The sequence below is a fragment of the Thermococcus radiotolerans genome, assembly GCF_002214565.1.
Lineage (GTDB): Archaea > Methanobacteriota_B > Thermococci > Thermococcales > Thermococcaceae > Thermococcus > Thermococcus radiotolerans.
This window is the reverse complement of sequence record NZ_CP015106.1, coordinates 943,514-956,468: the sequence shown is the minus strand read 5'-3', so window position 1 is coordinate 956,468 and position 12,955 is coordinate 943,514. Positions and strand designations below refer to the sequence as shown.

General features: G+C 57.1%; 13 protein-coding genes. 9 read left to right on the top strand and 4 right to left on the bottom strand.

Features of this window, described 5'->3' with window-relative positions; genetic code table 11:
• Positions 1-212 precede the first annotated feature (212 nt).
• Positions 213-887: a DUF257 family protein gene (locus A3L10_RS05140; protein ID WP_157726899.1), complete on the top strand. Its 675-nt coding sequence runs from the start codon at positions 213-215 to the stop codon at positions 885-887.
• 44 nt (positions 888-931) lie between these two features.
• Positions 932-2,506 carry an amidohydrolase gene (locus A3L10_RS05135; RefSeq protein WP_088866680.1) on the top strand — a complete coding sequence of 525 codons (1,575 nt, stop codon included), beginning with the start codon at positions 932-934 and terminating at the stop codon, positions 2,504-2,506.
• Here the strand turns inward: A3L10_RS05135 and A3L10_RS05130 are convergent.
• Positions 2,496-3,566 carry a M24 family metallopeptidase gene (locus tag A3L10_RS05130; protein ID WP_088866679.1) on the bottom strand — a complete coding sequence of 357 codons (1,071 nt, stop codon included), beginning with the start codon at positions 3,564-3,566 and terminating at the stop codon, positions 2,496-2,498. The genes A3L10_RS05135 and A3L10_RS05130 overlap by 11 nt on opposite strands.
• A gap of 127 nt (positions 3,567-3,693) precedes the next feature.
• On the opposite strand from A3L10_RS05130, the gene A3L10_RS05125 reads away from it, so the two are divergent.
• The 3 genes from A3L10_RS05125 (at position 3,694) to A3L10_RS05115 (ending at position 5,573) form a co-directional block, all read left to right on the top strand.
• On the top strand, positions 3,694-4,278 hold the full coding sequence (locus A3L10_RS05125) for a 50S ribosomal protein L15e (RefSeq protein ID WP_088867544.1): 585 nt from the start codon (positions 3,694-3,696) through the stop codon (positions 4,276-4,278).
• 156 nt (positions 4,279-4,434) lie between these two features.
• The gene (locus A3L10_RS05120) at positions 4,435-4,890 is read left to right on the top strand and encodes an RNA-binding protein (protein ID WP_088866678.1); all 456 of its coding nucleotides are present in this window, start codon (positions 4,435-4,437) and stop codon (positions 4,888-4,890) included.
• Positions 4,887-5,573, top strand: coding sequence for a Ribonuclease P protein component 3 (locus A3L10_RS05115; RefSeq protein WP_088866677.1), 687 nt, complete (start codon positions 4,887-4,889; stop codon positions 5,571-5,573). The genes A3L10_RS05120 and A3L10_RS05115 overlap by 4 nt, the downstream gene beginning before the upstream one ends.
• Positions 5,574-5,666: 93 nt before the next feature.
• On the opposite strand, the gene A3L10_RS05110 is transcribed toward A3L10_RS05115, so the two are convergent.
• Positions 5,667-6,371 (bottom strand): hypothetical protein, encoded by a 705-nt coding sequence (locus A3L10_RS05110; protein WP_157726897.1) that lies wholly within the window; start codon positions 6,369-6,371, stop codon positions 5,667-5,669.
• A gap of 88 nt (positions 6,372-6,459) precedes the next feature.
• On the opposite strand from A3L10_RS05110, the gene A3L10_RS05105 reads away from it, so the two are divergent.
• On the top strand, positions 6,460-7,476 hold the full coding sequence (locus tag A3L10_RS05105) for a TIGR00341 family protein (RefSeq protein WP_232460945.1): 1,017 nt from the start codon (positions 6,460-6,462) through the stop codon (positions 7,474-7,476).
• Here A3L10_RS05105 and A3L10_RS05100 read toward each other — a convergent pair.
• The gene (locus A3L10_RS05100; protein WP_014012474.1) at positions 7,473-7,919 is read right to left on the bottom strand and encodes a hypothetical protein; all 447 of its coding nucleotides are present in this window, start codon (positions 7,917-7,919) and stop codon (positions 7,473-7,475) included. The two genes, A3L10_RS05105 and A3L10_RS05100, sit on opposite strands and share 4 nt — an antisense overlap.
• 81 nt (positions 7,920-8,000) lie before the next feature.
• On the opposite strand from A3L10_RS05100, the gene nikR reads away from it, so the two are divergent.
• Together nikR and A3L10_RS05090 are read left to right on the top strand one after the other, a co-directional pair.
• Positions 8,001-8,417 carry a nickel-responsive transcriptional regulator NikR gene (gene nikR / locus A3L10_RS05095; protein ID WP_014012473.1) on the top strand — a complete coding sequence of 139 codons (417 nt, stop codon included), beginning with the start codon at positions 8,001-8,003 and terminating at the stop codon, positions 8,415-8,417.
• A 22-nt stretch (positions 8,418-8,439) separates the two neighbouring features.
• Positions 8,440-8,850: a hypothetical protein gene (locus A3L10_RS05090; protein ID WP_014012472.1), complete on the top strand. Its 411-nt coding sequence runs from the start codon at positions 8,440-8,442 to the stop codon at positions 8,848-8,850.
• Here the strand turns inward: A3L10_RS05090 and rqcH are convergent.
• Positions 8,847-10,799, bottom strand: coding sequence for a ribosome rescue protein RqcH (gene rqcH, locus A3L10_RS05085; RefSeq protein ID WP_088866674.1), 1,953 nt, complete (start codon positions 10,797-10,799; stop codon positions 8,847-8,849). The genes A3L10_RS05090 and rqcH overlap by 4 nt on opposite strands.
• A 129-nt stretch (positions 10,800-10,928) precedes the next feature.
• Between rqcH and A3L10_RS05080 the strand changes: the two genes are divergently transcribed.
• Positions 10,929-12,920, top strand: coding sequence for a 1,4-alpha-glucan branching protein (locus tag A3L10_RS05080; protein WP_088866673.1), 1,992 nt, complete (start codon positions 10,929-10,931; stop codon positions 12,918-12,920).
• Positions 12,921-12,955 lie beyond the last annotated feature (35 nt).

Genomic DNA, 12,955 nt, shown 5'->3' with positions numbered 1-12,955 from the left:
CTCCAGAATAGGGGGGCTATTCGGGAAATCAGGCACGGTTGCGATTCCAGCGATGGAGAAGACACTCCCCCCTCATTGGCATCGGAGCGAGTAGGATTCCTGATATTTAAATCTTTTGCTGGGTTCGGGTGGTTCTCCCCGTTCACTTTTTGGCGTCTTCCGAACCAAAGTTGTTATATATCTTGGGTTCGTTTGGTTAGATTGGTGGGATGATGGCTGTGGGAAAGCTCGGTGAGGTGTTCCAGTTCCTGGATTCCATCGGATTTGGGGAAACCGTGCTCGTTGAGTACACTTCACCCAACTACACCCTGGACTTCATGGTGCTCCTTCTGAAACGCTACGCCGATGACAGGGGCCATCCGTTCGTCGTCGACGATCACCTAGATACCCTCCACGTTATCAACGAGCACCTCAGGTTCTTCGGGGTGAGGAATATTTTCGACGATGCCATCGTTCTGAAGACCGGGGGAGTCGTCAACGTCGGAAAGGTTATTGACAGGGTGAAGGTGGAGAGTGAGGCCTCGATCTACCTGCGCAGATATGCGGAAGCAAGTGCCAAGGCTTTCTCTGGTCTGGAAGAGTCCATAAACGTGGTTATCGGGCTGGAAAAGCTCTTCGCTTTCGTTGAGGACTACCGCAACTTCTACGAGATAATCTCCAGCATAGACCGGTTCCTCGGAAACCGGAAGAGAAAAGCGTTCTACCTGCTCGACAGGAACATCTGCGAAAGGATCCCCATCAATCCCCTGCCCGAGCTGGAGAAGATCGCGAGCACCTTCCTGGACGTCAGGCTCGATGGCAACAGGCTGATAGGCAGGATATGCAAGTCCCCGGACATAAGGATGATGGGATGGGAGATAGAGGTTTCGGTCGAGGACATCCTCTGATACTTCGAAACCCTTTTCTTCCGTTTTGCCATCTCTAACCGGTGATGTGCTTGAAACGTGCTTTTATAAACGGGAACATCTACGTCTCATTCCGTCCCGTCAGGCGCGTCGAGGCGTTTTTAGTCATGGATGGGCGGATAACAATGCTCGGAAGCACGGAGGAAATCCTCAAGACTGCCGAAGTTCTGAACGCCGAGATAATCGACCTCGACGGGGGGACGGTTCTACCGGCCTTTATAGACTCCCACATGCACCTCGACGAGCTCGGGGAGTACCTCAACATGCTCGACCTCCGGGGAGTGCGGAGCATCGAAGAGCTGAAGGAAAAGCTTAGAAGGTTCGCGGAGAAAAAAGACGGCTGGCTCCGCGGCCACGGCTGGGACCAGGAGCTCTTCGAGGAGAGGCGCTGGCCCACGAGGCACGATCTGGATGAGGTCGTGAACGACAGGCCGGTCATGCTCTCCCGCGTCTGCCTCCATGCTGCCGTTCTGAATACGAGGGCCCTCGAGGAGACTGGCCTGATTGAGTGGGATTCAGAGGACGTCCTCAGGGACGAAAACGGAGAGCCCACCGGCATCGTGAAGGAAGATGCCTTCAGTTATGCCGTCAGGAAGTTTGACGAGATGGTAACCGAGGATGAATACGGGGAGTACATGCTCCAGGCGGCTGAATACGCCCTCTCGAAGGGTGTAACAACCGTCGGCTTCGTCAGTGTTGGTGAGAGGGCCCTGAAGGCACTAAGCAGGCTCGATGCCGAGGGGAAACTCAGGCTGAGGGTGAAGGTCTACCTGAACCCGGGTGAGGACCTCGGGGTTCTCGAATCGCTTAAAAGGCTCGGGATAAGGCGCGGCTTCGGCGGCAGGAGACTAAAAATAGGTGGGATAAAGGTTCTCGCCGATGGCTCCCTCGGGGCGAGGACCGCGTGGCTATCAAGCCCCTACAGCGATGCCGAGACGAGTGGACATCCAAACGTAACGAAGGAGTGGCTTGAGCTGGTGGCGAGGGAAACCCACGAGGCCGGGTTTCAAATGGCGGTTCACGCGATAGGCGACGCGACTATGGACATGGTCCTCGACGTCTACGAATCCCTTGGGAACGTTGAAGGGGCCGGCCACAGGATAGAACACGCCTCCCTCATGAGACCCGACCAGATAGAGCGCGCCAAGAGGCTCGGTATCAGACTCGCGCTCCAGCCGCACTTCGTCATGACCGACTGGTGGGTGATTGAGAGGGTTGGCGAGGAGCGGGCAAAGTGGGTCTATCCTTTCCGGAGCATTGCCGAGGCAGGGATACCCTTCGGGCTCAGCACGGACTCGCCGGTGGAGCCCCTCGATCCCTGGGAAACAGTCTACGCCGCGGTAACGCGCGGGAAGTATGAGGGCGTTCCCCTCGCGGAGCTCACCCCGAATGAGTCTTTGAGCCTTGAAGAGACGCTTCATGCATACACCGCAGGCTCCGCGGAAGTCCTCATGGAAGAAAAGCTGGGGAGTCTCGAAGAAGGCAAGCTCGCGGACTTCATAGTCGTCAGCGATGACCCCTTCGAGGTCGATGAAAAGGAGCTGAGGGAAATAAAGGTCCTTGAAACGTACCTAGGAGGGGAGAGGGTCTTCAAAGCCTGATAAGCTCCCTCTCCGCCCTCGTCAGCCTCTTTCCTCTTCCATCGTGAACGACGACGTCGTCCTCTATACGAACCCCTCCGAGGCCGGGAACGTAGATTCCGGGCTCTATCGTAAAGGTCATACCGTTCTCTAGGACCACGTTTCCGTCCGGCCCTATGTAGGGCTCCTCGTGGACGTCCAGGCCCAATCCATGTCCTGTCCTGTGGGTGAAGTACTCGCCGTAGCCGGCTTTTGCTATCGTCTCCCTTGCCGCCTCGTCCACGCCCCTTGCGAGAACACCCGCACGGACGGCCTTGTACGCCCTCTCCTGGGCCTCCTTAACTACCTCGTAGATCTCTACGAGCTTTTCGTTCGGCCGTCCGAGGGCTATTGTCCTTGTGATGTCCGAACAGTAGCCCTTCCACTTGGCCCCGTAGTCGAGTATCACCATGTCCCCCTTCCTGAGCCGCCTGTTTCCCGGCTCGTGGTGTGGATTGGCCGCGTTCTCACCGCTGGCCACTATCGGCTCGAAGGAGATTCCATCGCTGAGCTCCCTTATAGCCAGCTCTATCTTCAAGGCCAGCTCCCTCTCGCGCATTCCCACGAGGTCCCAGCTCAGAATCTCGTCGAAGACCCTGTCCGCTGCCTTGGCGGCGTGCCCCATCATCTCTATCTCGTGCTTGTCCTTTCTCATGCGGAGCTCCCTGACGAGCGAGCTCAGGGGATAGAACTCGAAGGGGCCGAGCCTTATGACGTTCATCAGCCAGTCGGCGTGCATCGTGTCCTCTATGAGAAGCCTTCCGTCAGATAGGTGGAACTCCGCCAGAATCCAGGCGAGCTTGTCGTAGGGGTTCTCCCCGTCGCGCCAGAACGTCACCGGAAAGTTCCTGACCACGTTCTCGTAGAGGCTCGGGGCCAGGAGCCGGTACTCACCGTCGGCGCTTACAACCAGAACTGTGAGCCTCTCGCCCGCCTCGTGTATCCTCAGCCCCGTGAGGTAGTAGAGGTTCGTCCCGGGGCTTATTAGAGCACCGTCGAAGTTCCTTTCCTTCATGAGGGATACGAGTCTTTGAAGGCGCATCGGTTTCACCGTATTAACTACTCCGCAAGGCTTAAAAACTCAACCTCGAACCTCGACCGACTGGGCGGGCCAAGCCCGCGGGATGTTCCCGTAAGGGAGAACCACAAACATGGAAGGAGGGAGCAAGATGGGAATGTACAAGTACATTAGGGAAGCCTGGAAGAGCCCCAAGAAGAGCTACGTCGGGGAGCTTCTCAAGGCTAGGATGATAAAGTGGCGCCGTGAGCCTGTCGTCGTTAGGATCGAGAGGCCGACCAGGCTTGACAGGGCCAGGAGCCTCGGCTACCAGGCCAAGCAGGGCTACGTCATGGTCAGGGTTAGAGTCAGGAAGGGCGGAAGGAAGAGGCCCAGGTGGAAGGGCGGAAGGAAGCCGAGCAAGATGGGTCAGGTCAAGTACAGCCCGAAGAAGAGCCTCCAGTGGATAGCCGAGGAGAAGGCCGCGAGAAAGTTCCCGAACCTCGAGGTCCTTAACAGCTACTGGGTCGGCGAGGACGGAATGTACAGGTGGTTTGAGGTCATAATGGTCGACCCGCACCACCCGGTCATCAAGGCTGACCCCAAGATTAACTGGATCACCGGCAAGGCCCACAAGGGTCGCGTCTTCCGCGGACTCACCAGCGCCGGCAGGAAGAGCCGCGGCCTGAGGAACAAGGGCAAGGGCGCCGAGAAGGTCAGGCCCAGCATAAGGGCCAACAAGGGTAAGGGCAAGTGATTTTCCAGCCCTTTTCTCTCTTCGTTTCGGTTTCTGTTGAGTTTCTCCAAAGCCAGTTCCGCTGTTCTATCTGGGTTGGAGTCTTTTGCAATGTGGCCGTACGAGCTGAGCGGTTACCTTTTAAAGCACGGCGTCGAATCAACCCCGGTGAGAGCGATGGCAAAGATAAGGGCGCATCACGTCAGGATTACCACGTTCATCCACGCCACCGAGGACGAGGACAAGGTTCTCGAGGCGATATCTACCTTCATCCCCGAGGAGATAGACGAGGAAGACATTATATTCGACATAGACGAGACCACGGGCTTCTTCGGAAACCCCATCAAGGTCGTCAACGTGGAGATAAAGCGGAGCAAGGCCGTTAGAAAGTTCATTGACTACTTCAAGGAGTTGCTGAGCAAGGAGGACAGGCGCTACATCATCGAGAACCTCGATGAAAAGGTGGACGAGGAGGGAACGCTATACGTCCGCTTCAACAAGCAGAAAGCTTACCTCGGCGAGCCGGAGATAGACGAGGGCGGCGACACCATCCAGGTCAAGATAAAGGTCAAGGCCTTTCCAATGAGGAAGGAAGCGGTCGTTAAAGCCGTTAGGGAGTGGCTGGAGGAATGAGCGAGGAGGTCTCCTTCTCAAGGGACTACTTCGTTGAGATGGATGTAAGGAGCGAGGAAGCCTACGATTTGGCCAAAGAGTGGTTTGATGAAGTCGTCTTCACAAAAAAGCTCGTCCTCGAAAGTTCTCCCAACTGGGGCGAGCTCAAGGAAGAGATTAGGGAGCTTCGCGAGAGGTACGGAAGGGTTGCACTGCTCATAGTCACCAAAAAGCCGAGCTTCATCCGGGAGGTGAAGAACCGCAATTTAAAGGTCCTGCTCTACGTCCAGGGCGGCGACATGAGGGTCAACCGTTTCGCCCTCGAGGCCGGCGTTGATGCACTCATAAGCCCGTGGCTGGGGAGAAAGGACCCGGGCTTCGACCACGTTCTGGCGAAGATAGCGGCCAAGAAGGGGGTCGCGATAGGGTTTTCCCTTTCCCCTCTCCTCGCTGCCAATCCCTACGAGAGGGTCCAGCTCCTCCGCTTCATGACCAAGACCTGGCAGCTCGTTGACAAGTACTCGGTTCCGAGGTTCATTACGAGCTCGGCCGAGAGCAGGTGGGAGGTTCGCTCCCCGAGGGATTTGATGAGCCTCGGGATAAACGTCGGCATGGAAATTCCAAAGGCCAGAGCCAGCCTGAACTTCTATCCAAGGAGAATCTTAGGGAGACTCACGGGCTCCACATCCAGTTACCGTACCTGAGAACGAGGAATGCAATCCCGACCCCGAGAACCATCAGGATCATCAGAATCGCGGCCAGTTTTTTCTCATCCTGAACGTCCATCGTATCACCTTCTATTGGATTGGCCCTCGGGTTATAAAAACTTTCCCCAGGGTTCGAAGTGCCATCTCAATGGCTCGGGCGAATTCCTTCACCGCCTCGCAGTTCCCCCGCGCGGAAACCACCGCAACGCCCCCTCCCAAAACGTCCATCTCCGCTATATAGACGCACTGACTTCCCTTCCTCAGGAGTGTCGCTTTTGGGGTCTGATTCTCCGCCACTGGCTCGTATCCCGATTTCTCTGCCCTTTCGACGGCGGCCAGATAAGCTCTGTCCGCTTCCTCTGTGGGAGTATCCAAAACAATAACGCGCCCGGTTACCGGAAGCTTCACCCACGTCTTCTCCCACGCCATGCCTGAGACGTGAAGAACCCCCGATTCGGTAAGGTAATAGCAGGAATAGGCAACGTCCGCGCTCCCGTTAAGAGGCCAGGGGTTTTCCTCGGGCTTCCCGCAGCCGGTGGCAAAGTAGAGGCCGAAATAAACGTTGGGGCCGGAGGCCGAGGGTGGTCGGAGGAAGAGGGTTAGCACCACCATGACGCCCACGAAGGTGGCCGCCTTCCCCGGATTTTTGTGAAAATATCCCCTCAGGAGGATGAGCGGGAGCGTGAACGCTGTGATGAAGAGCAGAGCTCCGGCCAATTCGTTCAGCTGAACGACCATCCACGCCGCGAGGAGCAAGGGAATCCCGAGGAGGAGTGAGGGGACGAGTCCCTTCATGATGGTCACTACGGCGCTGGATTTTATAACGGCTCCCTTCCCTTCGAACCCGTTTGAAGCGGTAGCGTTATTAGGGACGCCGTTCAAATTGAAACGATGTGCCATGCTCCGGCTGGAAATCTACTGCGACGAGGGCGAGGGTGAGAAAGTTAGGGAGGTTCTGACCGAATGGAGCCTCCAGTTCTACGCCGAGGAAGTGCAGAGCAACGAGCACCGGGCGCTCAAATTCACCGTCCTCGTGCCGGATTTCGTGATTAACGACGTCGTCGACGAGCTGATGAAGGCCGTTGACCTGCGGAAGGGGCACTCCTCGATAACCTGGGCCCCCGTTAGCGGGAAGTCCGTGAAGTACGCAAACTCGGTAAAGTCCCTTAAGAAGTTCAAGCGCCGCTGGACCCTGGCGGCCATAGAGGGGCTCATCGAGAACGCCAACAACCAGGCCCAAGTCGACCCGATTCAGCTCACCCTCGGCGCCGTTGCCTCGATCATAGCCCTCTTCGGCCTCATCAACGACAGTATAGTGATGATAATCTCGGCCATGCTCCTCTCGCCGATCCTCGGCCCGCTCTACGGCTTCTCCCTCAACATCGTCATGGGCAAGGGAAGGGATGCCCTCGATGCCGTTTCCTCAATCCTAAAGCTCCTCGGCGTCATATTCCTGTCGGCTCTCCTTGTGTCCCTGGCCCTCAGGTTTGCGGGCTCAATGCCCCTCGAACCAACCCACGAGATACTCGTCCGCGGCGACTCCGGGCTGGTTTACATACTCCTGGCTATAATCCTCGGCTACGCCGGAATAGTTGCCATAGTTAGCAGAATCCCGGAGATTCTGGCCGGCGTCTCGATCGCCGCTGCCCTCGTCCCGCCGACAACGGTCATAGGGATATCCCTCGCTATGGGCTGGTGGGGAATTTTTAGGGGCTCGCTCGTCCTCACCGTTGAGAACGTCCTCGGCCTTCTCAGCGGTTCTCTACTTGGACTCTACGTCCTGAACGTCTCCCCCAGGAGTTACTACGAGAGAAGGGCCGCAAAGCTCTACACGAAGAGAACGATGCTGGTGCTGGCAGTTATGCTCGCCACCCTCGTCCTTGTGGAGCTCCTCAGCTAGGCCACTTCCGTCTGCTCGTAGACGGGTCTGCCCTTCCTGTGCTTGACTAGGAGACCGTAGAAGAACTCCTTCATGTCAGGACCCATTTCGTCGTCGAGGAGCAGGTCGGCCCTTCCGGGGTACTCCTTCTCAGCCTTCGTGATGAGGAGGGCTATCTGGGGCGTGAGGTGCTCCAAGAGCGCCCTGACGAGTTCGGGGTAGACCTCTTCCTCCAGCTCCTCGTCCGACTCGATGCCGAGGTAGACGACGAAGCCCTTCATCTGAACCGCGAGAACGAATTCATCCTCGCTCAGCTCGAAGAAGGAGAAGTTGTAGCTTTTGGAGTCGGTTCTCGCCAGCAGAACTCCCCTTATGGAGAGGGTCACCGGCTCCTCGTCTATCTCGAACACAAGGTCCTTGGCGAGCTCCCTGGTCGCTATGGCGTACAGCTCCTCGATTGGCATGGGCCTATCTTTCCCCGGGGGAATAAAAGGGTTTCGCGTCACGTTTTTAACGATGACGTCCAAAGAGATTACGGTGATGTCATGAAGATCACTCGCTTCGGTGTATCGGTTCCGGATGAGCTGCTCGAAAGGTTCGACCGTATAATCGAGGAGAAGGGCTACGTCAACAGGAGCGAGGCAATAAGGGACATGATGCGGGACTTCATAGTCAGACACGAGTGGGAGGAGGGAGACCGGGACGTTGCCGGTACAATCACGATAGTTTACAACCACGACGAGGCTGACGTCGTGAAGGAGCTCCTCGATCTCCAGCACGACTACGTTGACGAGATAATTTCAAGCCTCCATGTCCACATGGACGAACACAACTGCCTCGAGGTCGTCGTGGTCAAGGGCAAGGCCACAAGGATAAAGGAGATAGCCGAGAGGCTGATAAGCCTGAAGGGGGTAAAGCACGGGAAGCTCGTGATGACGACCACCGGGAGGGAACTGGTTTGATAAAATTTGAGAGGTGGCGAAGGTGAGGCTCTTTTCCTTCCTCTCATCCCTGCTGGTCGTGCTCTCCTTCGCCCTGCCGTGGTTCCGCTTTGACGGCGGAGAGATAACCTTCATCGGCATCCTCCGCGAAGTCCTGACCATCCCGAGCGGGTTCGAGGGGGCCTTCTGGTGGCTCAACCCCAACAGCACCGCGGGCATGTTCACCTTCATAGCGTTCTTTGCGGGGATATTCATGATCCTCGTGGCGGTGCTCTTCGGAGTCCTGGGCGGCAGGCTCGGGCCCGGAATCGGCACCGTCGGGATGTTCGTCTTCACCGTGGTCTCATGGTACGTCTACGGCTCCGGCTACTTCGGAATCCTGGCGGAGGGCTACGTTATAGCCCTGCTCAGCTTTGTAATAGGCTTCGTGGTCGCGGGCGGCGAAAAGCTCTAGCCAACGACCTCGACTATCTCGCCATTCCCGGGCGGCAGGGCTGACATGATGTCCTCTTCCCTTACCTTGTAGCCCCACTTTTCGAGGATGCGCTTTATCCTCTTCACCAGCTCGCTCTTCCTGAGCTGACCGGGATGGATTACGATGTACCTGTCAGTGTGGGCTTTTATGGCCTCGATGGGCGCACAGACGACGAAGTCCTCGCCCTCGTAGTTGATTACGCCGACGGCGAGCTTGAGCGGAAGCCCGTGGAGCCAGTTCCTCTTGCCGTAGACCATGAAGGCACCCTTGCCAAGATATTCACCGCTCGGTGTCTGCTTGGTGACCTGGTTCGGATGCGCCCAGTATGCGTCCTCGCTGTAAACGCCCCTGCTCCATGCCTTGCTCATCGAAACCGCGAACTGACAGGCCTCGAAGATCGTCTTTTCTCCGGCCTTCTGGCCGTCCTTGATGACGACGTGGGGAGCGCCGTAAACGTCGGCGTGACAGTAGAGGTCGTTATCGTCCATGTGCCGCTTTATGAGAATCTCGTTGGTGCCGGCGTCTTTACCAGCTAGAACAAGGAAGCCCTCGCTTGAGACGAACCAGCGGAACTTCTCGAACCACTTCTTCTTTCTCCTCTCTATCCTCTTAACGCTGAGCTCCTTCTTAAGCTCCTCCTCGATGAGCCTCTCTATCTCGTCCAGCTTTCTCTTCGTGTCCTCATAGGCCTTAAGCGCTCCCTCGTGCTTGTGCCTGAACTTCTTGGCCTTCTCGTAGTAGAGCTCGGCGTTCTCGCCTATGCTCCTGTTGAGGTACAGCCTGACCTTCTTCCCCTCAAGCTCTATCGTCACGGCTTTTTCCTTCGGGTCGGTTCCCTTCACCATGAGCGCGACCCTGTTGCCGGCCCTCTTGCCCTCCTCTATCCTCTTCTTGAACTCGTTCCAGCCGAGGGTCTCCGTGGCTTTCCTGAACTCCTCCAAAAGCCTCTCTATGAGGGCGTAGTTCGCGTAGATCAGGTCCCCTATTTCCTGGTTGGCCTTTGCCCCCTCCTCGAAGCCCTTGAGCATCTCTTCCTGCTTCCTGAGCGTCATGAGGAGCTGCCTCTTCTTGGCTTCGAGCCTCTTCGTCTGCTCGACCCTCGCCTTCTCCAGGGTTATCTTTCCAAAGTACTCGTCGAGGGCCTCGCTGAAGGTTTTAAAATAGCGCTTCTCGAACCCCTCGTAGATTCTCAGCTCTATCGGAACGACGTCGTGCATGTTCCCGTCCTTGAGGACTATGTTGGGCCTCGGCTCATCGTTGAACGTGTTCATCATTGCCTCGTAGACCCTCAGCAGGTCGTCGTCGCTCAGCTCCTTGACAGGGGTCGTCTTGTCGAAGCCGGCCCTGATGGAAATCTCCTCCGCGTACATTCCGCCCATGTTGAGCTTTCTGGCTAAAGCGCGCACGAGCTCGAGCTCTTCATCCTCCCTCATCAGCTCGATGAACCTCTCCCGCGTTACCTCGAGCGGGTTCTCCCTGGCGGGGGGATACCGGTATTCCGCCTTCGGCATTATCCTTCTGTCCTTGTACTCCTCGTAGCGTAACGCCGCAACGATTCTGTTCTCCCCGTCCACGAGTATCACGTTTCCCCTCCGGAAGAGCTCGCCGACAAGGGTGTAGTCCCCAACGCGGATCTTCACTATCCTGTCGAAGCCGTGCTGCTCTATCGCGTCTATGAACCCGCCGCTGAGGTGCTTCCTGAGGAGCATGGTGAAGCTCGACGGCTGCTTCGGAGCCTCCTTCACGTACGTCGTCACATGGAAGCGCTTCCCTGCCTGGAGGATTAAATCCTGCCTCCCCTCCTTCGTCCTGAGCTTTATCCTAATCTCATCGCCATCGTGGTAAATCTTATCAACGCGAGAGCCAACTAGGGACTGCAGTTCCCTCACGATGTAGCGGATATCCACGCTGCTCATCTCTTCCTTCATCCTCTCACCCCTCACGGATTGTTCCTCTCCCCTTTAAACCTAACCGGTGTTCGCAAGTGTTCACGGGGCCAACTCTGTTCCGGATAAGGTTAAATACTCCGAGTGCGATAACACTCCCGGTGATACAGAATGAAAGGCTACTTCACGTTCGTCCTCCACACCCATCTCCCCTACGTCCGGAAGCACGGCAAATGGCCCTTCGGGGAGGAATGGCTCTACGAGGCCATGAGTGAAACTTACCTGCCCCTCCTCATGGAGTTCGAGCGCCTCCGCTCCTCCGGGGTGAGGTTCCAGCTCGTGATAAACATAACCCCCGTCCTGGCCGAGCAGCTGGCCGACGATTACATCAAGGCCGAGTTCGAGAGGTACCTAACACGGAAGATTGAGACCACAGAGGAAGACCTGAAATCGGGCAAGTACGACGAGAGGGCAGTTAGGGCCTCCCTGAACCACTTCAGGAAGGTCTACGACTACTGGAGGGCCATAAACGGCGACATCGTAGGAAAGTTCCGCGAGTTCCAGGACGCGGGATACATCGAGGTGATAGCCTCCGCGGCAACGCACGGCTACCTGCCGCTCCTCGGAAGGGATGAGGCGATAAGGGCCCAGCTCGCCAATGGAATAGCTACCTACGAGAAACACTTCGGCAGGAGGCCGAGGGGAATATGGCTGCCCGAATGCGCCTACCGGCCGGCGGGGGAGTGGGAACTGCCGGACGGGAGGAAGGTTGAGAGGCAGGGCATAGAGAAATTCCTGGAGGAGTTCGGCATCGAGTACTTCTTCGTGGAGAGCAACCTGATCGACGAGGGTCCGGTGACGAAGGGCTACGGCGAGATTCCGCTCTACAAGGGAGAGAAGAGCACGCTGAGGCCCTACTGGATCAAGGGTTCTCGGGTGGCAGTCTTTGCCCGCAACAGGGAAACGGGCCACCAGGTCTGGAGCGCGCACTACGGCTATCCCGGCGACTTCTGGTACAGGGAGTTCCACAGGAAGGCCGAAAAAAGTGGCGGCCAGTACTGGCGCGTAACGGGGAAAAACGTTGACCTCGGCGAGAAGGAGTTCTACGACCCGGAGAAGGCCATGGAGCGGGTCGAGGAGCACGCGAGGCACTTCGTCTCGTTGGCGGAGAGGCTGCTGGGTGAGTTCGAGGAGAGATTCGGGGAGAAGGGCATAATCGTCTCGCCCTACGACACGGAACTCTTCGGCCACTGGTGGTTCGAGGGCGTCAAGTGGCTCGGAAGGGTTCTTGAGCTGATGGCGGAAAGGGGAATCGTCACCACAATGCTCTCCTCCTATCTTGAGGGCTACACCGGCGAGAGGTATGAGATTGAGCTCCCGGAGGGATCGTGGGGTGCCAACGCGGACCACTCGACCTGGTGGAACGAGGAGACCGAATGGACGTGGGGGCACGTCTACAGAGCCGAGGAGAGAATGGTGGCGCTGGCGAGTGCGTACTACGGAAGGGACAGAACCGCCGATAGAATCCTCGAACAGCTTGCGAGGGAGTTGCTGATACTCGAAGCCAGCGACTGGCAGTTCCTCATAACGACCGGCCAGGCGAGGGATTACGGGAAGAGGAGGATTCTGGTGCACAGCAGGGACTTCCACAGGCTGGCCAACGAGCTGGTGAGGTACATCAAAACCGGAGACTTCGACGTTAAGCTCCTCGAGGAGCTCGAGGAAAGGGACAACGCATTCAGACCGGTGATTGTCGGTAGCTACGTGAGCGAAAGTCCCCCTGATGTTCAGGAGTACGTCGAACCGTCCGAGGTTCCGCCCGAAAGGGGTGAAGGACCAGTTGAACGGCCGAGGGAGGAGCTTCCGGAGAGGGCGTACGCCACCGAGGTCGTTAAGGAGATTGCCGTTAAGTCCCCCAGAAAGGTGAAGAGGCCCAGCCCGGAGGAATCCAGAAAGCCCCGGACGTGGAAGAAGGGAAAACCCGGCAGAGTCGAGAGCGACCTCCTGAGGATAAAGGGCATCGGGCCAAAAACACTGGCAAAGCTCCAGCGAGCCGGGGTTCATAGCATCGAAGACCTCAAGATGGTGGACATTGATGAACTGGCCAGAAAAACGCGCATTTCGCCCAAAAGGCTGAGAAAGTTCCTGGCACAGGTTTCTTGAATTTTCCTTTTGTTCCATTTCGAAAGTCTTTTCTG